Raw genomic sequence first — 22228 nt, forward strand, 5'->3', positions numbered from 1 at the left:
GCTTTAGTCCGTTGGATTTTTAATTTTATAGATAAACAGGAAGGTAAAACGATCGTTGAAGTGATCAAAGAGTTTAAAAAAGCCAGAAAAGACATTGAAAACAGTTAATACCGCCTTCGGGCGGTTTTTTACATCTAAAGGAAAGTGAAATGAATATCGAACAATATCTTGAAGAACTCATAAAACGTGAAGGTGGTTATGTAAATAACCCTGCGGATCGTGGCGGCGCAACCAAATACGGTATTACTGAAGCAGTTGCTCGAGCAAACGGATATAAAGGGAACATGAAGGATTTGCCGCTTGATGTCGCCAAGTCTATTTATCGCAAAAACTATTGGACAGCTCCGCGTTTTGACCAGGTGAATGCCGTTTCTTCTGCAGTAGCTGAAGAGCTTTTAGATACTGGTGTTAATTGCGGTACCGGATTTGCAAAACCACTTTTACAACGCGCTTTGAATCTTTTAAATAACCAAGGAAAAGCAGGTTGGCCAGATCTCGCAGTAGATGGAATTTACGGCCCAGCAACTCTAAACGCACTTAAGATTTATCTGGCCAAGCGTAGCAAAGAAGGTGAGAAAGTCCTGGTGCGAGTGCTAAATATCATGCAAGGGCAGCGCTATATCGAAATCTGTGAACGTAATCCAAGTCAGGAACAGTTTTTTTATGGCTGGATTGCTAACCGGATCTCGTAGTATGAAAGTATTTCATTGTGAGCGGTCTAAGTTTGCTTTGGTACTAACTACGTTGTGCATTTTATTATCAGGATGCACAGCTCATACGATCAATAGCAAGGTGAATGTAGGAATTTGTGTAAAAGCCCTCTAAGGAGAGCTTTTACAATTTATGCATTTTTGATATTGCTTAACTGATTATTTTTACTAAAATAAATACATATTAAAATAGCAATTAATATTACTCCGGATGCTGAAAAACGGCTTAAGTCTAATCCCCCAGCGGAAAGGGGCTTATCTAGAAAGTCTCCAACCACAGCACCCAAAGGACGAGTTAAAATAAAAGTACTCCAGAATAAAAATGTTCTTGAAACAGAGGTGAATTTATATAAAAACACTATCAATAAAATAAGTGCTGAGAAAAGAGCAATCCCCCCACTATAGCCTAATCCAATCGTATCTGCTGACCAGTCACCAAGAGCTGTACCCAAAGTTTGACTAAAGGTAATTGTTAACCAATAAAAGACTTCTGATTTAGGTTTATTAACGGTATGGGGGGAGACACTACCTTCAACTTTATACCAACCCAATAATGAGAAGATGACTAAGCCGAGGAGCAAGCTACTTCCTCCACTATAACCAATACCTAAAGATCGGGTGACAAAGTCTGCTAATGTTGTACCAACAGTTGTACTCGCAATAATGGTAAACCAATATAAATATGGTTTATAACTTTTTGCCTTAATTTGACAGATCAACAAGATAATAAAAACTATAGCAAAAATAAAAGTACTAGTTAAATACCCAAGTTTCAATGACATTGAAAAACTATCTCCGCCAGTTTCACCAAAAGTAGTTGCGAAGATTTTAGTAATCCAGAATAGAAGGGTAACCTGGGGGACTTTAGTTATATACTCACTCATTTCATGACTTGAATTATTCATCTAAGAGGCTCAAATGATAAATTTATCAAACAATAAGTTTTTAAAATTAAGATCAGCTTAAAGTTTTGTTTTAATAATATAGCTTTGTATTCATATTGGTTACTAAGCTCATTTTTTAATTTTTATTTAAGTTTTACTAGCTAAGATTCGAGTTTTTAATATTTAGTGGTTTGTTAAATGCTAGTAAATTTTTTAAAATTCAAAAGGATATGCAATAATATTACACTATTAAATTTTAATTTGCTTCTATCTATCTGGTTAGGTTTATTTCTAAATATAGGTTTTTTTAAAAAAATCCATCAACTTACACCTTATAATGGTATTAAGTCAGTTCTTTTCTTAGGGGCGACATTAGTTATTTTAATAGCGGCATATAATTTAATTTTTCAATTAATAAATTGGAAATGGACTGCCAAAATCTTTGCAATTTTATTGATATTTATTGGTGGCTTTAGCTCTTATTTTGTAAACACATTGGGTATCATTATTTCACCCGACCAAATTCAAAATATGGTGCAGACCGATGTTTCGGAAGTTACCGATCTAATCTCTTTACGCTTTGTTTTATGGACAGTTTTTTTTGTTATTTTGCCCATTTTTTTAATTACTCAAGTTAAATTTAAACAAGAAAAAGCATCACGGTTGTTATTGAAGAAAGTATTCTCACTGGTAGCTTCATTTGCAGTGGTCGGTGTTTTACTTTTTACTTACTATGTCGATTTCGCTGCAATATTTCGTGAGCATCGTGATTTAAAAGGGATGATTTCACCGCAAAATAGTATTTCATCGCTTATGTCTTACTATCATAAGAAGGCTCCGAAGAAAAATCTGCCTCTTGTGATATATGGACAAGATGCTCATCAAGTTCAGCAAGTACAAAAGAACCTCCCTAAGTTAATGATACTTGTTGTAGGTGAAACGGCACGTGCCGAAAGTTTCTCTCTAAATGGGTATGCAAAAAATACGAATCCGGAGCTTTCTAAACAAGATATTTTCAACTTTTCGCAAGTGAGCTCATGCGGTACGGCGACAGCTGTTTCTGTGCCATGTATGTTCTCGGGTATGCCACGTGTAGATTATGATGAGCAATTAGCTAGTCACCGCGAAGGTTTATTAGATATTGCAAAACGTGCGGGTTACCAAGTGACTTGGATTGATAATAACTCGGGTTGTAAAGGTGCATGTGATCGCGTTGAACAATACCAGATTCCAGAAAACTTAAAGAAAAAATGGTGTAAAGATGGCGAATGTTATGATGACATTCTCATTGACAGCTTAAAGCAGTATTTGGCTACTATTGCCAAAGATGATGATCGTCCGCGTTTGATTGTTCTGCATCAAGTGGGTAGTCATGGACCTGCATATTACAAGCGTGCACCTGAGGCATATCAACCTTTTAAACCGACTTGTGATACTAATGCGATACAGGGCTGTTCGCAAACTGAATTGCTAAATAGTTATGATAATACAATTGTATATACAGACCATGTATTAAGCCAAATGATTAATACTCTAAAAGAAATATCAAAGTATCAGACAGGTTTATGGTATTTATCTGATCATGGCGAATCAACCGGAGAACATGGTTTATATTTACATGGTTCACCTTATGCAATCGCACCGAGCCAACAAACACATGTACCAATGATTATGTGGTTCTCTGAAAGTTGGAAACAACATAATCTTGCTCAAGTGAATTGTTTAAGCCAACAAACTAAACAAAAGTTAAGTCAGGATAATTTATTCCCAAGTTTGTTAAGTTTGCTGGATGTAAAAACTAAGGTAGTAAATAACAAACTTGATATGTTGAGCCAATGTAAATAAATATATTTTTAATTTATATAAAACGAAGCAAAATAGACTTGTTTCGTTTTATAAAATGTATTGGTTCGTAATTAGCACACATTTTAAGATCCCTCTAAAATTATTTAATAAACCTTCGTCAGCTATGCATCAAACTTACAACAATATAATTATTCTTAAAACCCAAAGACCACCCAGATTCTTTATAGAAAGGTTCACCATATTTAATTGTATGCTCGATATAAAAGTAAACCCAATATTTCATTTCTTAATTCTCAATTATTTAGTAAGTAATTTAATTTTTTCTAACCATTTTGCATATGCTTCAGTTTGCTGAGGTAAATATTCATAATAATCATAAGTACCTTGTTCACCAGACATTACATGACCAATCATGAGTTGTGCAACATCACGCGATGTAAATGCACTGAAATTAGTACGAGCAGTTCTTCGTAGATCATGAAGCGACCAATGTTTCATGTGATAATCATGATGTCTTCTAAGGCGTTCCATTACATAACCAGGCAATGAATTTGAAGAACCATGGCTCATAGGGGTTGCTTCACTGTCATTAGTTAAGAAGTACTCACATGTGCTGTATTCAAAAGCCTCGACAATTAATGCCTCCATTTCAGGCAAAATAGGGCGAATAATTTCACGGCCAGTTTTCTTGCCAGTCTTATTGTTTACTACAGGAACAATCCAAACCTTTCTATTTAAATCGAAATCTGTCTTTTTGGCTTTTCTGAGTTCGCCATTTCTACAACCAAACATTAAACATAGTTTTAAGAAAATTTTGTTTTTAGGCAAAATATTTGATTCTTCAATAGCCATCAAAACCATTTTGATTTCTTCATCAGAAAGAAATCTGGTACCTCTATTTCTCTCAATGCCCAAATCTTCCTTGGCATAAATGTCAGATAAAACATTTACTTCAAGTAACTGTCTTTTTTTAGCCCACTTAAGGACCTGTTTTGCATTCGTTAAAACCCGATCTGCGATAGAAGGTACTTCATCAGCTAGTTCTTCAAGTAAAGCTAACCATTGTTGCAAGGTAATTCTGTCAACTGGTAAATCGCCAACTTCAGGAATTACATGCTGCTCAAAGGTATTCCTAATTTGCTGGGCAGAAGTTTTCTTCTTCAGGCAATAACTTTCATACCAGTCATTAAAAACTTCTTCAAATGTGCTGGCATCAATGTATTTTTGCTGCTGTACACGAACCTCAACTTTAGGATTCATTCCTTTATCTAAAAGTGCCCGCATTTCACCAGCTTTAATACGCGCATCTTTGAGTGACATATGAGGGTAGGTGCCCAAGTCTAAGCGTTCAGCTTTTCCAGCAAATCGATATCTCAACTGGAATACAATTTTACCTTTAGGTGAGATTCTGACACTCATTGAATCCCGATCTGCTATTTCTTCAACCTTATCACGTGCCTTGCCGTTATTAGCTTTTAGCCACACTTCAGTTAAGGCCATAGTCCACCTGTGTACATAATTTTGGTCAAGTAAGAGATAAGTGCGAATATGTACACATACGTGTACATAATTGATAGGGCTTATTCTGTCCTAAAATGTCTTAGTGTGTCTATATTAAAAATGGGGGGAATATTGAGAAATAAGGCTTTAATTGTAGTTTTTGTCTTAGTGTGTCTCGGAGTGGCTAAATGGCATTAATTCTTTTGAACGATTAATGCCATAGTTGTTCCATATAAGCCATGACCCTGAGAGGCTTGTCAGGGTCAGTTACACAAAAAGTGAAGTCTTATTTTTGTTCAAGCCAAGCAGGTAATGCTGCCATAACTTGTCCAAACTTCTCGTTAAGTGGCGCGCCACCTTGTGCTAAGTCAGGTTTACCACCACCTTTACCACCTAACTCGGTCGCTAGATGTTTGATGATGTCACCTGCTTTTAGATTTGCAGTGTATTGCGACGCGACTGATGCAAGCAGGCTGACTTTGTCACCCTCTACACCTGCTAACACAATCACTGCGTTCTCTAATTTTGATTTTACACTGTCATGTAAGTTGCGAAGCGCTTTGGCATCAACACCCTGAACAGTAGTAATAAGCGTTTGACGACCAGCAATAGTTTGAACTTGGTCAATCAAATCAGCCGCTTGGAAGTTTGCCAATTTTTGGTTGAGTTGTTCAATCTGCTTTTGTAATGCAGAAACCAATTCTACATTGGCTTGTACACGCTCAACCGTTTGGTCTTTCTGTGCTTTTAATAAGCTATTAATGTGCTGAATATCATGATCAGCTTTTTGTACTACTTCTAATGCTTTAGTACCGGTCACTGCTTCAATACGACGTACGCCGGCAGCTACACCACCTTCAGAAGTGATTTTGAATAAACCAATATCACCTGTACGTTTTACGTGAATACCGCCACAAAGTTCGATTGAGAAGTTTTTCTCGTCAATGACTGAGCCCATAGAGAGCACACGAACTTCATCACCGTATTTTTCACCGAACAACATCATTGCGCCTTTTGCTTTCGCAGTTTCAATGTCGAGTAGTTCAGTTGTTACGGCAGTATTTGCAATAATTTCAGCATTTACGAGACGTTCAACTTGTTGTAGTTGTTCAAATGACACAGGTTGGTCATTTGCAAAGTCAAAACGTAAGATATCACTTGCAACCAAAGAGCCTTTTTGTTGTACATGTGAACCTAAAATTTGACGAAGGGCAGCATGTAACAAGTGAGTTGCTGAGTGGTTACGCGCAGTAGCTTCACGAATGTTTGCTTTAACAATCGCTTCTACATTTTGACTGGTTTTAAGGTTACCAACAGTCACAATACCTTGATGAACAAAGGCACCACCAGACTTTTTCGTATCCTGAACTTCAAAAATACCTGTTTCGTTTTTGAAGATACCAGTATCACCAATCTGACCACCGCTTTCAGCATAGAAAGGAGTTTGGTTTAAAACGATAAGTGCTTCGTCGCCTTCAGAAACTTCATCAACTTGTACGCCATCTTTATAGATCGCTACAATCTGGCCTTGACCGGTTGTGTTGGTATAACCGTCGAACTGAGTTTCGCCTTCAACTTTTACAATGTTGTTATAGTCAACGGCAAATTTACCAGCATCACGCGCACGTTGGCGCTGTGCAGCCATTTCAACTTCAAAACCTGCTTCATCAATAATAAAGCCACGTTCACGTGCAATATCAGCAGTTAAATCTGTTGGGAAACCATAAGTATCGTAAAGTTTAAATACAGTCGCACCCGGAATAGTTTTATCTTTTAACTGAGCAAGTTCACCTTCAAGAAGTTTTAAACCTTGCTCTAAGGTTTTAGCAAACTGTTCTTCTTCACGAATTAATGTTGCTTCAATGACTTCACGGCGAGCTTCTAACTCAGGATAAGCCTGTCCCATCACTTCAATTAATGGTTGCAGCATTTTGTAGAAGAACGTACCTGTTGCGCCAAGCTTGTTACCGTGACGGACAGCACGGCGGATAATACGACGTAATACATAACCACGTCCTTCATTACTTGGGTTTACACCATCAGCAATTAAGAAGCAGCAAGAACGGGCATGGTCTGCAACTACACGTAAAGAAGGCTGACCTTCATCTTCAATACCAATGATGTTTGCAGCAGCTTTTAATAAGTGTTGGAACAGGTCAATGTCATAGTTTGAATTAACATGTTGCAATACGGCAGAAATACGCTCTAAGCCCATACCTGTATCTACAGATGGAGCAGGGAGTGGGTGAAGTACGCCATCAGCAGTACGGTTAAACTGCATGAAAACGTTGTTCCAGATTTCAATGAAACGGTCACCGTCTTCTTCAGGTGAACCAGGTAAACCACCCCAAATATGTTCACCGTGGTCGAAGAAAATTTCTGAACATGGACCGCAAGGACCTGTATCACCCATTGCCCAGAAGTTATCTGATGCGTATTTTTCGCCTTTGTTATCACCAATACGGATAATACGTTCTGGTGCTAGGCCGATTTCTTTATTCCAGATGTCATAAGCTTCGTCATCAGTATGGTAAACCGTGACATAAAGTTTATCTTTCGGTAAAGCAAGCCATTGTTCGCTAGTTAAAAATTCCCATGCGAACTTGAGAGCATCACGTTTGAAATAGTCACCAAATGAGAAGTTACCCAACATTTCAAAGAATGTATGGTGACGAGCTGTATAACCAACATTATCTAAATCGTTATGTTTACCGCCTGCACGTACACATTTTTGTGATGTTGTTGCACGTACATAATCACGTTTTTCAAGACCTAAAAAACAGTCTTTAAACTGGTTCATCCCAGCATTTGTAAATAATAAAGTTGGGTCGTTGGCAGGAACAAGAGAACTCGATGCAACACGTGTATGCCCTTGCGTTTCAAAGTAGCGCAAAAATGCTTCACGAATTTCAGCAGATGTCATTAAACGAGTACTCACAACCAAGTCACTCCATATTTTCGAATTTGGCTAAAAGCATCACCACAAGTTTATTTGTTCACAAAACTCGCATGTGATACGGGGCTTATTTTTAAAAAACGCTAAATTGTAACGGAAAAACCCCACCGAACCAACGATTTTAGAGGGAATATCTTACAAAACTGTGATTTGGCTAAAAATCTATATTCAATTAGCCATGACGTGTTTTACTATATGTCTTCTTTCGCTTCTCGTTTTGTAGATAAGGATAGGTCATGCAACGTATCGCCATTAATGGGTTTGGCCGGATTGGACGTAATGTTTTACGTGCCTGGTTTGAGAGCCCGAAACAATTTCATTTTGAAATCGTGGCGATTAACGATATAGCAGATGTACATACACTGGTACATTTATTCAAATATGACTCAACGCATGGTCGTTTTAATGGCAAGGTTGATATCACCATTGAAAATGAAAAGATTTATTTAAATATTCAATCTAACCAGAGACTCTTAAAGGTTGAAGTTTTGCAGCAAAAACAGCCGGAACTTTTACCGTGGGCAAGTTTAAAAATTGATGTTGTACTTGAGTGTACAGGTTTATTCCGCTCCCATGCTGATGCTACCCGCCATTTAGAAGCAGGGGCTAAAAGGGTCATTATTGGCGCTGCGCCTTTTGATCATGTTGATGCTGCAATTGTTTATGGTGTTAACCATGCTGATGTGAAAGCGACTGATCAAATTATATCGAGTGTGTCATGTACGACACAGGCTTTAGTTCCACTGGTTAAAATCATTGATGATGCATTTGGCATAGAAACAGCGCTTATGACCGAAATTCATGCGGTAACGGCAGATCAGTCTGTGCTTGATCATGCGCATCGTGATTTGCGTCGTGCTCGAGCTTCTGGACAAAACATTATCCCGACTACTTCTAGTGCGCTTGGTGCTTTAAAGCGTGTGATGCCAAAAATGGAAGACCGTATTGATGGTTACTCAATTCGGGTACCTACCATTAATGTAGCGGCAATTGATTTAACGTTTATCGCGCAATCTCCAATTACGGTCCATCATATTAATGAATTGCTGATTAAAGCATCTCAAACAGATTATGCAGAAATTATGGCTGTAACAGATGAACCATTAGTTTCAAGTGATTTTAATCATTCGCCCTATTCACTTATTGTTGATTTAACTCAAACCATGGTTGTTGGACATCAAGCCAAAGTATTTGCTTGGTATGATAATGAATGGGGCTATGCAAATCGTTTATTGGATTTGTGTGATTCCTTTTAAATACTATACAAAACTAATTAATTAAGGATGTTAAATTAACATCCTTTTTTATAGTTATTAATTCTGGGTAATAAAAGTTAAAAATAATTTAAAATTATAAATATTTGTGTTGTACAAAATTATATCTATTTGTATGATTTGCAAACATTAAAATTTTAAATATAGAGTTCATATGAAGTTTAACTTAAAAAGAATAAGTGGATTTTTAATTATTACATCTACTCTTATTTTAACTGCTTGTAGTGGTGAAGGCTCAGATCAAAATACAAATGATCAAGCTGAAAGTAATTTAGAAAAAGAAGACACTATTTATAAAGTTTATTATCAACCTTCGGATATTTCTTCAGGTATCTATAGTGACTTTTTTGAAATTACGCCATATTCAATTAAGAATAATGAGATTTTCTTTGCAAAGTCACATAATCAGCCATTAGAAACTGAACTTTTAACTGAGCAGAAAGTTTTAAATAAAGGGACCTTACAAACGAATATCGTGAAAAGGTTAACTCCTAGCAGTTGGTCTTATGAGAGAATCCCTAATCTAAAACAAAATTTAAAATTTGAGATTGTAAAATTAGATGGAGAAAACATCTTTGATCGTGTATTGCCAGGCTATAAAGAATATAATAATTTAGAAACGAGCCTTAATAATCAACTTGATAAAAATTTAATTGACTTCTATCAAAACTATAAGAATGTTAGGTTCCCAAAAAATAGTTACTGTTATCGTCTAAAAGAGTCTCAATGGAATCAATCTTATATTTCATATATTTCTAGTTTTAATACAAATCCTTCATTTAGTGAGAGAAAAAAGTCAATTATTGAAAGATATAATAACCTAGGCCTAGATAAAAAGTATTTTAGGCTTATAAATTCGCAGTGGTATGGTTATAACTTAGTTGTTTTAGAAAACCTAGAAAATGGTGATGTCCAAAGCACATTAGGAAATAATAATGATCAGTCTGCTACTATTGATTTTGTATCAAGCAGCTTATGGAATGCTGATAAAAGTTTGGCTTTTGAGAAGTCACATCTTTATTCGACAGATGACAACCCGCTTAATAGCGTACACTCATTAATTGCTTTAAAACAGAAGTTAAAAATTGCAGATCTTGAAAAAGGTTGCTTTGCTTTTAACACTCAAGCAGCTCAAGCTATTCAAAAGTTAAATTTGGTTAATTGGAAACCGGGTGATAGTTCAGTTATTGCTCCATTCTTTGGTCTAAGAACTTTTATTGATAATGGAAGTCAAAAACAATAAGTCTTTGAATATTATTTTTAATTCATAGAGTCTACTTTTTGACTTTAGAGTTTATTAAGAAAGATTTATGCAAATTGTCAGGTGCATGGCACAAAGTATCATGCTACACTAAGAGAAATCGGGTGTGTTCCCGATTTTTTTATGTGGGGTCGTTCCACGTTGATCAGATTTTAGGCTTGAAATATGACCATTTCAGAGACATGGTTGCTGCCTGACGGGGTAGCAGATGTATTGCCGGAACAGGCGCAAGTCATTGAAAAACTTCGCCGTGAAGCTATAGATTTCCTCGCAGTACGAGGTTATCAACTGGTATATACACCATTTATCGAATACATCGAATCGTTGTCTTCATTATCAGAATCAAATCAAGACCTGGATTTAGTAACTTTTAAGGTGATTGACCAGCTTTCAGGCCGTTTACTCGGTATCCGTGCTGATATGACACCGCAAGTTGCACGTATTGATGCACATGTAAGACCTGTTGAAGGTGTTGCACGTTACTGTTACGCAGGGACTGTATTACATACAAAACCACAAAATTTCAATGCGACTCGCGCACCTTTACAATTAGGCGCAGAGTTATATGGACATGATAGTATTGAAGCTGATGTCGAAATGGTCGATGTGATGCTGGGTTTGATTGAAAATGCCTATACTTTGCAAGGCGCACATTTAGACTTAGGGCATGTAGGCCTATTTCGTAGCTTAGTAAAATATGCTGGTCTTTCTAAAAATGAAGAGCATGAGTTATCTGATCTTTATCAAAGAAAAGCATTACCTGAGTTAGCTGAATTTACCCAAAATTTAAATATGGGTTCAGATTTCTATGCACTTGGCCGTTATGCAAGTGATTTAGATGCCTTACAAGCGCATTTAAGTGCAGATATTTTAAAAGATGCTGAATTTGATGCTGCATTAAATGCACTTAAAACCACTCTCGAACAGATTAAAAACCGTTGGCCAGCACTTAATGTTGGAATTGACGTGGTTGAACTTCGCAGTTACCACTACCACACTGGTTTGATGTATGCAGTTTATGCACCAAATCGTGCCGCACCTTTAGCACAAGGCGGCCGTTATGACGGTATTGGTGAGCACTTTGGCCGCGCACGTCCGGCTACCGGTTTTAGTTGTGATTTATATGCCTTAGGTGCAAATCAGTTCGCCGAAATCGAAACTGTTGTTGCTCCAAAAGGCTCAGAACAGGATTTACTCTCAGCAATTTCGAATGCACGTGCTCAAGGTTTACGTGTAGTTCAATTGTTAGGTAATGATGATTTAAGTTCTATTCCATATGCGACCCATCAACTCGTGTCGCAAAATGGACAATGGAATATTGAAAAGATTTAAACGCCAGCAGTAAGTTTTTTACTGATGGTTTCCAATTTTAACAGCATGATGTAATGAGGCTATTATGGGCAAAAATGTTGTGGTACTTGGTACCCAATGGGGCGACGAAGGTAAAGGTAAAATCGTCGACCTGCTCACAGATCAGGCGGCTGCGGTAGTACGTTATCAAGGCGGACATAACGCAGGTCATACTCTTGTCGTAGGTGGTAAAAAGACTGTATTACACCTCATTCCATCAGGCATTTTACGTGAAAACGTATTGTGCTTAATTGGCAATGGCGTGGTGCTTTCACCAGCAGCATTAATTGAAGAAATGGGAATTTTGGAAGCTGAGGGTGTTCCGGTTAAGGAGCGTCTACGCATTTCTCCAAACTGTCCACTTATTTTGCCTAACCACATTGCTCTTGATCAGGCACGTGAGAAGAAACGTGGTAACGCTAAAATCGGTACTACAGGTCGTGGTATCGGTCCTGCCTACGAAGATAAAGTTGCGCGCCGTGCAGTGCGTGTTGCTGACCTTGTTCGTGGTGGTGCAGCGTTAGAAGAAAAACTAGCCGAAATGCTAGAGTTACATAACTTCCAATTGACTCAGTTCTACGGTGTAGAAGCGGTTAAATTTGAAGACGTATTGGCTCTTTGCAACCAATGGCGTGAAGTTCTTGCTCCATTAGTGATTGACGTAACTAAAGTATTACATGACTACCGCAAAGAAGGTAAGGCTGTAATGTTTGAAGGCGCTCAAGGTTCACTTCTAGACATCGACCACGGTACTTATCCGTATGTTACCAGCTCAAATACAACTGCTGGTGGTGTAAGTTCTGGTTCAGGTATGGGTCCTTTACATCTTGATTATGTATTAGGTATTACGAAAGCTTATACAACACGTGTAGGTGCTGGTCCGTTCCCAACTGAATTGGTTTACGATGCTGCAAGTGATTCTGGTGACCCAATTGGTAAACATTTGGGTACTGTAGGTCATGAGTTCGGTGCTTCTACTGGTCGTCAACGTCGTTGTGGTTGGTTTGATGCTGAAATCTTACGCCGTTCTGTAGATGTAAACTCACTTTCAGGTATTTGCTTAACTAAACTTGACGTTTTAGATGGTTTAGAAGAAGTGAAAATCTGTGTGGGTTATGAAAATACAGATTCAGGTTGTGTAGGTTCTTCTGATGCGGTTTCCTTCGAATGCTTGAAGCCAATTTATGAAACTATGCCAGGTTGGAGCGAGTCAACTGTTGGTTTAACGAGCATTGACCAATTACCTGCAAATGCTTTGGCTTATGTAAAACGTATTGAACAATTAATCGAATGTCCGATTGATATCGTTTCAACTGGTCCAGACCGTGCAGAAACAATCATTTTACGTCATCCATTCTCTGCGTAATTCGCAAAGATAAAAATAGCCTCCTAAAAGGGGGCTTTTTTTATACCCTACTAAAGTGCAGTTTTGGTTTGGTTCGATTCAGATTAAAACATGATATATAGATCAGGAATCATAGGCTCAGGATGAAGCTGCAACCCACTATTTCGAAAACCATTTTTTATTCTTTTTTATTTGCTATAGGTGGTTCACCCACATTAGCAATGCTGATTATTTATGGTCAAAATTATAATCCGGACTTCTTTATGACGGCATTTATGAGTCTTTCTGTCCTGATTGCTTGTGTCCTCATTCCTGTTGTTCTCATACAAAACAGTTATTTACTCTGGAAGAGGAAAAATCCTAATCTTGAAGAGAAAGTTAAGACTTTAAGTCATGTTTATCTTGGTTTAAACATAATATGTTTAATATTCTGGATTTATTTGATGACTTTATCTAATTGACCGTTACATAAATACTATGATCGTGAAGAAATGAGAGATTTAAAGCGTGAGTGGTATTTCTTATAATAAGTGCAAAAGAATAAACAGTTTTTTAACGATTTAGGTGACCCATGTTAATGAATAAAAAGTTCGTTCTAAGCTTGTGCGCAGCAGGTGCAGTAACAATTTCTGGTTGTGCCACAATGGCTGATATGGCAGGTGCAGATACCGCAACCTTAAATGCTCAATCTGCGCAAAGTTTCAATAAAATGGTGCAGGAAGCGCGTGGTAAAGGTGCTTTAGATACAAGTTCAAGTACCTATAACCGTATTAATGCAGTTTTTAACCGTTTAAAACCTTATGCGAATCAAATGAATCAGACAGGCCAGCCATTTAGTTGGCAATTGGCTGTATTGAAGTCAGATACGATTAATGCTTACGTTGCACCTGGTGGCAAGGTAGTGTTTTATACAGGTATTGTAAATAAACTGAACTTGACTGATGCTGAAATTGCAGCAGTTATGGGCCATGAAATGACTCACGCCTTGGAAGAGCATGCAAAAAGTAAAATTGGCGCTCAAGCTTTAACTGATTTAGCGTTAAATATTGGTTTAAGTCAGATTAATGGTGGTAATGTGAGTCAACTAGGCGCGGCTGCGGCTCAGTTAGGCACACAAGTAGGTGTGGGTCTGCCATATTCTCGTAGTTTGGAAAGCCGTGCTGACCAAGGTGGTTTAATGCTAATGGCGCGTGCAGGTTATAACCCAAATGCAGCGATTACGCTTTGGGAAAAAATGAACAAGCTTGAAGGCAGTGGATCATCTTTCTTGTCTACTCACCCATCAAACGCTCAACGTATTAATGACATGCGTAAGAACTTACCTACGGCATTAGCTATCTATAATGGTCGTAAGTAAGTTTTAACACTTATAGAACTGATGTTAAAAACGGATGCTTGAGCATCCGTTTTTGTTTTTAAGGAGCAGGATTAGGCTGTTGTATATGAATAGCCTCAATGCCTTGTAAAATCTCTGGTGAAAGCTCGATTTCAAAAGCTTGGATATTTTCTTTGAGCTGATCTAAATTGGTTGCACCAATAATTGTACTCGTCACAAAAAATTGCTGCTTAATAAAAGCTAGAGCCAATTGAGTCAGGCTTAAACCATGCTTTTCAGCAAGCTGTGCATATTGTTCAGTTGCCCATTCACTTTGCGGGTTGCTGTATCTGCTAAAGCGAGGGAAGAGTGTAACGCGGGCATTGGCTGGTCGAGCCCCATTTCTAAATTTGCCAGTTAAATAACCAAAAGCAAGAGGAGAGTATGCAAGTAAACCTACACCCTCATATTTGGCAATTTCTGACATACCGATTTCATAGGTGCGATTAAGCAGACTATACGGATTTTGCACACTCACAAATTTACTCACACCTAAATTTTCGGCAAGCTGAAGGAACTTCATGGTGCCCCACGGTGTTTCATTAGATAAGCCGATATAACGAATGCGGCCTCGATTAATCTCTTTTTGGAGAGCGAGTAATGTTTCTTCTAAGGGAGTAGTATCGTAATCATTTTGGGCTTGCTGATTACCATAAGCGAGCGTTCCAAAGAAGTTGGTATGGCGTTCAGGCCAATGTAATTGATAAAGATCAATATAATCAGTTTGTAAGCGTTTGAGAGAGCCATCAATTGCTTGTGAAATATGTTCACTATTAAACTTGGTATGGCCGTCTCGAATATGGGTTCCACCAAAACCAGGACCTGCAATTTTTGAAGCAAGGAATACTTTATCGCGCTGACCATGCTGTGCAAACCAATTGCCTAAGATGGTTTCGGTTGCTCCATATGTTTCTGGTTTAGGAGGCACGGAATACATCTCTGCCGTATCCCAAAAATATAAACCGTGTTCTAAAGCATAATTGAGTTGTTCGAAAGCTTCTTGTTGAGTATTTTGCTCACCAAATGTCATGGTACCTAAGCAAATTTCAGGAAGGTTAATGCCAGTGTGACCAAGTGGTTTAAATTGCATACTGCGAAATCCTTAAGAAATTTTAAGTTAGCCTAACGGAGAATATGTATTCAACTTAAATCATAAAAACAGAATAGTTTGTAAGCTTTGTGTATTAACTCATTGTTGCATATAAAAAAAGCAAACCGAAGTTTGCTCTTTATTCAATAATTACGAGTAATTATTCTTCGTCATCATAGTCTTCGTCAGTGACTGGGGTTTCTTCTAATGAAGTATCAAAAATCAAAATAGCTTTACCGTCAGTTTGAATCATACCTTGATCTTCTAAGGTCTTTAATACACGGCCAACCATTTCTCGTGAACACCCGACAATGCGTCCAATCTCTTGTCGAGTAATACGAATTTGACGGCCATTCGGCAAGATCATTGCTTCTGGTTGTGAAGATAGGTCGATTAAGCAACGCGCAATACGACCTGACACATCAATAAATGCAAGATCGGTCATTTTACGAGTTGTATTTTTTAAACGACGAACGAGTTGCGCGAAAACGGCATAGCTGAGATCTGGATACTGTTTGCTCAGTTCGTGGAAGTTGTCATATGAAATTTCTGCAATTTCACAGACATCACGGGTACGAACTTCAGCTGTACGTTGAGGGTTCGGTTCGAAAAGCCCCATTTCCCCAAAGAAGTCACCAGGATTCAAATATGCCACAACAATTTCACGTTCATCGTCTTCACGTAAAATAATTGAAACTGAGCCTTTTAAAATTAAATATAAAGATTTTGACTCTGTTCCGGCATCAACAATTGTGGTTCGTTTTGGATATCTGTTGATGTGAGCACGTTTTAACAATGCTTTAACGGATTCAGGTAGTTGCCCCGGAGATAAAGCATCTGTGCTGAGTTGTGAAAAATTTGAAGTCATGCTTGATATGTTCCGAATAGGGTAAACAATTCACACAAGCTCGAGATGAGCTATTACACAGAAGAGATGAAATTCCTTATCAACTCATTTTATGTTAGTGTACAAAACAAGGGTCTGTTGACATTTCACAGATGGTTGCGACATAAGACAATTTTTCTGGACGTTACGAAGCAAGAACTATGGAATTTAGTCATTCTAAATCAATAGAGCTTAACAACGAAACGAACAAAAAATCTGGCCTTGCGCTGCATCAAAGATGCTTTAATTGCACCTCAGATTCCGGCTGAAATTTAACAAACTTTATTACAAAACTGGACAAAGGATTGCCCTTGTCTGTGTTTTGCGTTTTATTTGGATTAATTTTTAGCTATTACGCAATCCATAGATGAAATGTCAACAGACCCTGCTTAAATTTATAATTTTTTTTGGGTAGTTGCAATGCAAACAAGTGTACATTGGCTAGAGAATGTTGCTTTTGAAGCGAAATCAGAGAGCGGTCATAGTGTAGTGATGGATGGCTCACCTGAGTACGGTGGTGAAAACCGTGGACCACGTCCTATGGAGTTGATATTAATGGGACTTGGTGGGTGTGCTTCGTTTGATATTGTGACTATTTTAAAGAAATCCCGTCAAGATGTGACGAATGTCGTATGTCAGCTTAAAGCTGAGAGAGCAGATGCAATTCCGGCAGTTTTCACCAAGATCCATTTACACTTTGTAGTGACAGGTAAAGCTGTAAAAGAAAAACAGGTCGCAAAAGCAGTAGAGCTATCAGCTGAAAAATATTGTTCAGCAAGTAAAATGCTTTCAGATGGTGGCGTAGAAATTACTCACGATTTTGAGATTATTGAAGCAGCATAATTTTATTTGTGAATGCCTAAAAAATAAAGAGCTAACAGTCATGTTGGCTTTTTTTATGATAAGAATAATTAGAAAATAAAAGGAGAGAGTTAAGTGAATATCCGTTTAGCACAATGGGAAGATACCGAGACCATATGTTATTTACTTAAACAAATGGGATATTCACAGCCTTTAAAAGTAGTTCAGGAACAATTTCAAATACTAAGTAAAGATCCTAATGCGATTACGTTGGTCGCAGTTGACGATTTAAAAGTGTATGGAGTTTTATCGCTTTATTTTATTCCACAAATTGCCTTACAAGGTGACTTTGCCAAAATATGTTATCTGTGTGTTGACGAGAAGATGCGTAGTAAAGGAGTGGGGCATTTGCTTGTACAAGAAGCAGAACGGATAGCAAAGCAACGTGGTTGTGACCGAATGGAACTTCATTCGGGGATACAAAGACCTTTGGCACATCAATTTTACCTAAGAGAAGGCTATGTCGAAGCGCCAAAGTACTTTCGTAAAGCTTTAAATTAATGAGTGGTGTTTAGAAAAAGTTGAGGGTCTACCCGTGCATTGTTAAGGCTCATTCCCCAATGTAAATGAGGACCTGTGACACGTCCTGTTTTACCGACTAGACCTAAAGTTTCCCCTTGACGAATATGCTGGCCTTTTTCTACTTTTATCTCGCTTAAATGGCAAAACATACTAATTAAGCCTTGGCCGTGATCGATTAATACAGTTTGTCCATTAAAAAAATAATGACCTGTTTGAACGACTACACCGTCTGCTGGAGCAACTACTTTTTGGCCTATTGGTGCTGGAATGTCTAGACCTGAGTGTGGAGCACGTTCTTCACCATTAAAAAAGCGTTTTCTTCCAAAAGAATTGGTAAATTTACCCGAAGTTGGGCGTATAAATTTTGGTAAGGCTTGCCACGAACTTTGCGTAAATGAACTATATACATCATTTTGTTCTTTAGCTTCTTGAGCGTAACGATCTAATTGACTTTGATTGGGATTTACATAGTCTTGATTGGTAACTTTAAGGCGTTGCTCAGCATATGGATAAGATTTAACTTCTATTTGAATAGGGGCTTTATTGGTATCGAGTTGAACACTACCAAGTGGAGTAGATAACGGAATGCCGAAAACAGCATAACGCTGCTGTCCTTCTTGGCTAATTAAAACCGGTTTGTGTTGAAAAGTGACCTGAGTAATATCCGAAGTTAAAGGAATAACTGCAATACCACCGGGTCTTCTTGAATCTTGGGGTAACTCCGCCATTGCTAGAGTCGAGCTGAAAAGACAAGTTGTTAATATAATATGTTTTAAGCGCATTTTTAATTTCAAAAACAGGATGGAATTGGCAAGATAAATTAATTCTTAATTCGGGAATTCTCAATGAAGTCTTTGTGAAGACCATAAAATAGATGAGAGTAAATATAAATATTCAAGATATTTAATAAAATGTAGCCGAAGTGTACTTGAAATATATACAAAACAAACCCATATTATAATCGAGTTTTACTCGCAGTATTTTTTATAACTTAATGAAAAATATATAAAAATTTATTTGAAATCCGAAAAAGTGTTCCCATCTATTACACAAGTACGAATTTGTTGTGAGGAATAACAAGAATGCGATTTGAAAAATTTACGAACCGCTTGCAGCAAGCCCTCTCAGATGCTCAATCCTTAGCGATGGGTAAAGACCATACAGCTATAGCAGGTATTCATATTTTGAGTACTTTATTGGAAGAGCCGTCCAATATTAGTTTGTTGCAACAAGCAGGTGCACGGTTACCTGAACTTAAACAAAAGCTAGAGCAGGCTTTAAAAGATGCTCCGACTATTGCTAACCCGACGGGCGATGTCAATTTAAACCCAGAAGCAGTTAAAGCACTCAACTTGGCAGATCGATACGCGCAAAAAGCTGGCGATGAATTTTTGTCAACTGACTGGGTTTTATTGGGCTTGGCAGAAACTGGTGAAACAAAAAATATTTTAAGTGCCGTAGGTGTAACTCCCGACAGCTTACGCAAAGTAATTGAAAATATTCGAGGTAGTGACAAAGTCATGAGTAATAATCACGAAGACCAACGTGACTCACTTAATAAATATACGATTGATTTAACCGAGCGGGCTTTATCGGGGAAACTTGATCCGGTGATTGGGCGTGATGATGAGATCCGCCGTACCATTCAGGTCTTGTCACGCCGTACTAAAAATAACCCAGTACTCATTGGTGAACCTGGGGTAGGTAAAACCGCTATTGTTGAAGGTTTGGCACAACGTATTGTCAATGGTGAAGTACCAGAAGGCTTAAAGAATAAACGTGTTTTATCGTTAGATTTAGGTTCATTGCTTGCAGGTGCTAAGTATCGTGGTGAGTTTGAAGAACGTTTAAAAGCTGTTTTAAAAGATTTGGCGAAACACGAAGGCGAAATCATCTTATTCATTGACGAGTTACATACACTCGTTGGTGCTGGTAAAGGTGACGGCGCGATGGATGCAGGTAATATGTTAAAACCTGCGTTGGCTCGTGGTGAGTTGCGCTGTGTGGGTGCAACAACCTTAGATGAATATCGCCAATACATTGAAAAAGATGCAGCCTTGGAGCGTCGTTTCCAAAAAGTGCTGGTCGATGAACCAAGTGTAGAAGATACCATTGCGATTTTACGTGGTCTGAAAGAAAAGTATGCGACTCACCATGGCGTACAGATTTTAGACTCAGCGATTATTGCTGCGGCGAAAATGTCTCATCGTTATATTACAGACCGTCAATTACCGGACAAGGCAATTGACCTAATTGATGAGGCCGCTTCTCGTATTAAGATGGAAATCGATTCTAAGCCAGAAGCACTTGATAAACTTGATCGCCGTTTAATCCAGTTGAAAATGCAATTGGAAGCGGTGAAAAAAGATGAAGACGCAGGCAGTAAGGCCGAAGTTACTCATCTTGAAAAACAGATCGCTGAAGTCGAGAAAGAATACAACGATCTGGAAGAAGTGTGGAAAGCTGAGAAAACACTGGTAGAAGGCACTAAACAAGCTCAGGTTGAACTTGATAAAGCACGTATTGCTTTTGAAAAAGCTCAGCGTGAAGGCGATTTGGCAGAAGCAGCACGTTTGCAATATGGTGTAATTCCAGAGTTGCAAAAACAACTTGAACAAGATGAAGTTGCTGAAGAAAACGAAGAGCCAAAACTCATTCGTACAAAAGTAACTGAAAATGAAATTGCCGAAGTCGTTAGTGCTGCAACAGGTATTCCGGTTGCTAAAATGATGCAAGGCGAGCGTGAAAAACTCCTTCATATGGAAGAGTTCTTGCATGACCGTGTTGTAGGGCAAGATGAAGCAGTCGTTGCGGTATCGAATGCTGTTCGCCGTTCACGTGCCGGTTTGTCTGACCCGAATCGTCCTAGCGGATCATTCTTGTTCTTAGGACCAACAGGTGTTGGTAAAACTGAGTTGACTAAAGCTTTAGCTAACTTCTTGTTTGACAGTGATGATGCCATGATTCGTATCGATATGAGTGAATTCATGGAGAAACATTCTGTCAGCCGTTTAGTTGGTGCGCCTCCGGGTTACGTAGGTTACGAAGAGGGCGGTGTTTTAACCGAAGCTGTTCGCCGTAAACCATATAGCGTAGTGTTGTTTGATGAGGTTGAAAAAGCGCATCCAGATGTTTTCAATATCTTGCTACAAGTGTTAGACGATGGACGCTTAACCGACTCACAAGGTCGTGTAGTGGACTTTAAAAACACGGTTATTGTGATGACATCGAACTTGGGTTCACAAGATGTACGTGAACTTGGTGAAGGTGCAACTGATGATGAAGTGCGTACTATTGTAATGAATGCGGTAAGTCAGCATTTCCGTCCGGAGTTTATTAACCGGATTGATGAGTTGGTGATTTTCCATTCACTCAAAAAAGCACAGATTCGTGGCATTGCCGATATTCAGTTGGACCGCTTACGCTCACGACTTGTTGATCGTGATATGAGTTTAACTGTAGATGACAGTGCATTTGACTTATTGATTGACGCTGGTTTTGACCCTGTATACGGAGCGCGTCCATTGAAACGTGCAATTCAACAACAGGTTGAAAATACACTAGCTCAAAAAATCTTGTCAGGTGACTTTGTTGCGGGTGATACCATTTTAGTTAAAGGTGAAAATGGTCACTTAGTGTTTGATAAGCTGAAACTCAGCTAAGTTTTTTCTGCTAAAACCGAAAAGAGAATATGGAAACATATTCTCTTTTTTTATATTTAACTTTTATGCTGATTTGAAGATATAAGCGCAATAATTGAGTCTGCTACTTTCTGTGTGAGAGTTTTAAGTTTTTGTTCGGCATGACCTGATAAAAAATAATGGTAATGATAAATACGTCCTAGATAAGAAATACAGATAAAGAAAGTACCTACAGGTTTTTCCGTGGTTTCACTTCCGCCAGGTTTTAATAAACCTGTGCAGCTCACAACAATGTCAGCTTGTTGAAATAGGGTTTGACCAAGCCTGCACATTTCTTCAGTTACTTGTGGCGATTCTGCTGTGTAGGTTTCAATTAACTTTGGATCAACTTTTAAAACACTGATTTTAATACTGGGGTCATAACTGACTAATCCACCCAGTAAAATATCAGCACCACTATTTTTATGAATCGAAAACTGACTGGTTAAGTAACCTGAACTGGCACTTTCAATAAATGCGACTTTAAGTAAACGGTCTTCTAATAACTGACAGCATTGCTGAAGCATTATTCCACCTCGTATGGTGTTTATTTATGAATAAATCTAACTACAAATAAATTATAAAATCACGTTAAGTGATCTAAGGGTATGGTTCAAGTCTAAGATAAAAATCTATAAAACTATTTGAATATTCACAAAAAGCCTGTGAAGAATTTCAGGTTTTAAAATGATCAATGCTAATTATCGGGAAGTTTCTTTATAACATTG

18 protein-coding genes and 2 pseudogenes are annotated in these 22228 nt (G+C 38.1%); 13 read left to right on the plus strand and 7 right to left on the minus strand.

Features of this window, described 5'->3' with window-relative positions; all coding sequences use genetic code 11:
* Both G9371_RS19300 and G9371_RS17875 read left to right on the plus strand, forming a co-directional pair.
* A pseudogene (locus G9371_RS19300) lies at nucleotides 1–108 on the plus strand (hypothetical protein); the annotation flags it as partial.
* Nucleotides 109–149: 41 nt separating this feature from the next.
* On the plus strand, nucleotides 150–692 hold the full coding sequence (locus G9371_RS17875; protein WP_031977650.1) for a glycoside hydrolase family 108 protein: 543 nt from the start codon (nucleotides 150–152) through the stop codon (nucleotides 690–692).
* Between the two features lie 149 nt (nucleotides 693–841).
* Here G9371_RS17875 and G9371_RS17880 read toward each other — a convergent pair whose 3' ends face one another.
* The gene (locus G9371_RS17880) at nucleotides 842–1615 is read right to left on the minus strand and encodes a membrane protein (protein WP_031977652.1); all 774 of its coding nucleotides are present in this window, start codon (nucleotides 1613–1615) and stop codon (nucleotides 842–844) included.
* Nucleotides 1616–1792: 177 nt separating this feature from the next.
* On the opposite strand from G9371_RS17880, the gene G9371_RS17885 reads away from it, so the two are divergent.
* The gene (locus tag G9371_RS17885; protein WP_165471292.1) at nucleotides 1793–3439 is read left to right on the plus strand and encodes a phosphoethanolamine transferase; all 1647 of its coding nucleotides are present in this window, start codon (nucleotides 1793–1795) and stop codon (nucleotides 3437–3439) included.
* A 258-nt stretch (nucleotides 3440–3697) separates the two neighbouring features.
* Here the strand turns inward: G9371_RS17885 and G9371_RS17890 are convergent, their stop codons facing one another.
* On the minus strand, nucleotides 3698–4900 hold the full coding sequence (locus G9371_RS17890) for a tyrosine-type recombinase/integrase (protein WP_099349797.1): 1203 nt from the start codon (nucleotides 4898–4900) through the stop codon (nucleotides 3698–3700).
* 286 nt (nucleotides 4901–5186) lie between these two features.
* The gene (alaS, locus tag G9371_RS17895) at nucleotides 5187–7823 is read right to left on the minus strand and encodes an alanine--tRNA ligase (RefSeq protein WP_000199461.1); all 2637 of its coding nucleotides are present in this window, start codon (nucleotides 7821–7823) and stop codon (nucleotides 5187–5189) included.
* 269 nt (nucleotides 7824–8092) lie between these two features.
* Here alaS and gap point away from each other — a divergent pair, with 269 nt between their 5' ends.
* The 6 genes from gap to G9371_RS17925 all read left to right on the plus strand — a co-directional run bounded on the left by gap (nucleotide 8093) and on the right by G9371_RS17925 (nucleotide 14443).
* Nucleotides 8093–9112 (plus strand): type I glyceraldehyde-3-phosphate dehydrogenase, encoded by a 1020-nt coding sequence (gene gap, locus G9371_RS17900; RefSeq protein ID WP_001188822.1) that lies wholly within the window; start codon nucleotides 8093–8095, stop codon nucleotides 9110–9112.
* A gap of 172 nt (nucleotides 9113–9284) precedes the next feature.
* Nucleotides 9285–10373 (plus strand): hypothetical protein, encoded by a 1089-nt coding sequence (locus G9371_RS17905; RefSeq protein ID WP_029424274.1) that lies wholly within the window; start codon nucleotides 9285–9287, stop codon nucleotides 10371–10373.
* 183 nt (nucleotides 10374–10556) lie between these two features.
* The gene (locus G9371_RS17910; protein ID WP_029424273.1) at nucleotides 10557–11723 is read left to right on the plus strand and encodes an ATP phosphoribosyltransferase regulatory subunit; all 1167 of its coding nucleotides are present in this window, start codon (nucleotides 10557–10559) and stop codon (nucleotides 11721–11723) included.
* 64 nt (nucleotides 11724–11787) lie between these two features.
* Nucleotides 11788–13107, plus strand: coding sequence for an adenylosuccinate synthase (locus G9371_RS17915; RefSeq protein WP_000517792.1), 1320 nt, complete (start codon nucleotides 11788–11790; stop codon nucleotides 13105–13107).
* A 122-nt stretch (nucleotides 13108–13229) separates the two neighbouring features.
* Nucleotides 13230–13547, plus strand: coding sequence for a hypothetical protein (locus G9371_RS17920; protein WP_000776215.1), 318 nt, complete (start codon nucleotides 13230–13232; stop codon nucleotides 13545–13547).
* A gap of 116 nt (nucleotides 13548–13663) precedes the next feature.
* The gene (locus G9371_RS17925) at nucleotides 13664–14443 is read left to right on the plus strand and encodes a M48 family metallopeptidase (RefSeq protein ID WP_031950631.1); all 780 of its coding nucleotides are present in this window, start codon (nucleotides 13664–13666) and stop codon (nucleotides 14441–14443) included.
* 58 nt (nucleotides 14444–14501) lie between these two features.
* Here the strand turns inward: G9371_RS17925 and G9371_RS17930 are convergent, their stop codons facing one another.
* Both G9371_RS17930 and crp read right to left on the minus strand, forming a co-directional pair.
* On the minus strand, nucleotides 14502–15551 hold the full coding sequence (locus tag G9371_RS17930; protein WP_002067358.1) for an NADP(H)-dependent aldo-keto reductase: 1050 nt from the start codon (nucleotides 15549–15551) through the stop codon (nucleotides 14502–14504).
* 160 nt (nucleotides 15552–15711) lie between these two features.
* Nucleotides 15712–16419, minus strand: a complete 708-nt coding sequence (gene crp, locus G9371_RS17935) for a cAMP-activated global transcriptional regulator CRP (RefSeq protein ID WP_000203217.1) — start codon at nucleotides 16417–16419, stop codon at nucleotides 15712–15714.
* Nucleotides 16420–16659: 240 nt separating this feature from the next.
* Between crp and G9371_RS19150 the strand changes: the two are divergent.
* The 3 genes and pseudogenes from G9371_RS19150 (at nucleotide 16660) to G9371_RS17945 (ending at nucleotide 17799) form a co-directional block, all read left to right on the plus strand.
* Nucleotides 16660–16779 (plus strand): annotated as a pseudogene (locus G9371_RS19150) (hypothetical protein).
* A gap of 78 nt (nucleotides 16780–16857) precedes the next feature.
* Entirely contained in the window at nucleotides 16858–17280 is a 423-nt protein-coding gene (locus G9371_RS17940) for an OsmC family protein (RefSeq protein WP_001195082.1), read from the plus strand.
* Between the two features lie 93 nt (nucleotides 17281–17373).
* Nucleotides 17374–17799 carry a GNAT family N-acetyltransferase gene (locus G9371_RS17945; RefSeq protein WP_001026238.1) on the plus strand — a complete coding sequence of 142 codons (426 nt, stop codon included), beginning with the start codon at nucleotides 17374–17376 and terminating at the stop codon, nucleotides 17797–17799.
* Here G9371_RS17945 and G9371_RS17950 read toward each other — a convergent pair.
* Nucleotides 17796–18602 (minus strand): peptidoglycan DD-metalloendopeptidase family protein, encoded by an 807-nt coding sequence (locus tag G9371_RS17950; protein WP_001237343.1) that lies wholly within the window; start codon nucleotides 18600–18602, stop codon nucleotides 17796–17798. The two genes, G9371_RS17945 and G9371_RS17950, sit on opposite strands and share 4 nt — an antisense overlap.
* A 300-nt stretch (nucleotides 18603–18902) precedes the next feature.
* Here G9371_RS17950 and clpB point away from each other — a divergent pair, with 300 nt between their 5' ends.
* Nucleotides 18903–21482 carry an ATP-dependent chaperone ClpB gene (gene clpB, locus G9371_RS17955; RefSeq protein WP_001210050.1) on the plus strand — a complete coding sequence of 860 codons (2580 nt, stop codon included), beginning with the start codon at nucleotides 18903–18905 and terminating at the stop codon, nucleotides 21480–21482.
* A gap of 56 nt (nucleotides 21483–21538) precedes the next feature.
* On the opposite strand, the gene G9371_RS17960 is transcribed toward clpB, so the two are convergent.
* Entirely contained in the window at nucleotides 21539–22027 is a 489-nt protein-coding gene (locus G9371_RS17960) for a CinA family protein (protein WP_000941316.1), read from the minus strand.
* Nucleotides 22028–22228: the final 201 nt, after the last annotated feature.

Origin of the sequence: Acinetobacter sp. EKM10A (genome assembly GCF_011075215.1) — a bacterium.
Classification (GTDB): Bacteria; Pseudomonadota; Gammaproteobacteria; order Pseudomonadales; family Moraxellaceae; genus Acinetobacter; species Acinetobacter baumannii.

Bases quoted from the DNA above. Each gene is read 5' to 3' on its own strand.
- G9371_RS17875 (WP_031977650.1), top strand. From the start codon at position 150: ATGAATATCGAACAATATCTTGAAGAACTCATAAAACGTGAAGGTGGT.
- G9371_RS17880 (WP_031977652.1), bottom strand. From the start codon at position 1,615: ATGAATAATTCAAGTCATGAAATGAGTGAGTATATAACTAAAGTCCCC.
- G9371_RS17885 (WP_165471292.1), top strand. From the start codon at position 1,793: ATGCTAGTAAATTTTTTAAAATTCAAAAGGATATGCAATAATATTACA.
- G9371_RS17890 (WP_099349797.1), bottom strand. From the start codon at position 4,900: ATGGCCTTAACTGAAGTGTGGCTAAAAGCTAATAACGGCAAGGCACGT.
- alaS (WP_000199461.1), bottom strand. From the start codon at position 7,823: ATGACATCTGCTGAAATTCGTGAAGCATTTTTGCGCTACTTTGAAACG.
- gap (WP_001188822.1), top strand. From the start codon at position 8,093: ATGCAACGTATCGCCATTAATGGGTTTGGCCGGATTGGACGTAATGTT.
- G9371_RS17905 (WP_029424274.1), top strand. From the start codon at position 9,285: ATGAAGTTTAACTTAAAAAGAATAAGTGGATTTTTAATTATTACATCT.
- G9371_RS17910 (WP_029424273.1), top strand. From the start codon at position 10,557: ATGACCATTTCAGAGACATGGTTGCTGCCTGACGGGGTAGCAGATGTA.
- G9371_RS17915 (WP_000517792.1), top strand. From the start codon at position 11,788: ATGGGCAAAAATGTTGTGGTACTTGGTACCCAATGGGGCGACGAAGGT.
- G9371_RS17920 (WP_000776215.1), top strand. From the start codon at position 13,230: ATGAAGCTGCAACCCACTATTTCGAAAACCATTTTTTATTCTTTTTTA.
- G9371_RS17925 (WP_031950631.1), top strand. From the start codon at position 13,664: ATGAATAAAAAGTTCGTTCTAAGCTTGTGCGCAGCAGGTGCAGTAACA.
- G9371_RS17930 (WP_002067358.1), bottom strand. From the start codon at position 15,551: ATGCAATTTAAACCACTTGGTCACACTGGCATTAACCTTCCTGAAATT.
- crp (WP_000203217.1), bottom strand. From the start codon at position 16,419: ATGACTTCAAATTTTTCACAACTCAGCACAGATGCTTTATCTCCGGGG.
- G9371_RS17940 (WP_001195082.1), top strand. From the start codon at position 16,858: ATGCAAACAAGTGTACATTGGCTAGAGAATGTTGCTTTTGAAGCGAAA.
- G9371_RS17950 (WP_001237343.1), bottom strand. From the start codon at position 18,602: ATGCGCTTAAAACATATTATATTAACAACTTGTCTTTTCAGCTCGACT.
- clpB (WP_001210050.1), top strand. From the start codon at position 18,903: ATGCGATTTGAAAAATTTACGAACCGCTTGCAGCAAGCCCTCTCAGAT.
- G9371_RS17960 (WP_000941316.1), bottom strand. From the start codon at position 22,027: ATGCTTCAGCAATGCTGTCAGTTATTAGAAGACCGTTTACTTAAAGTC.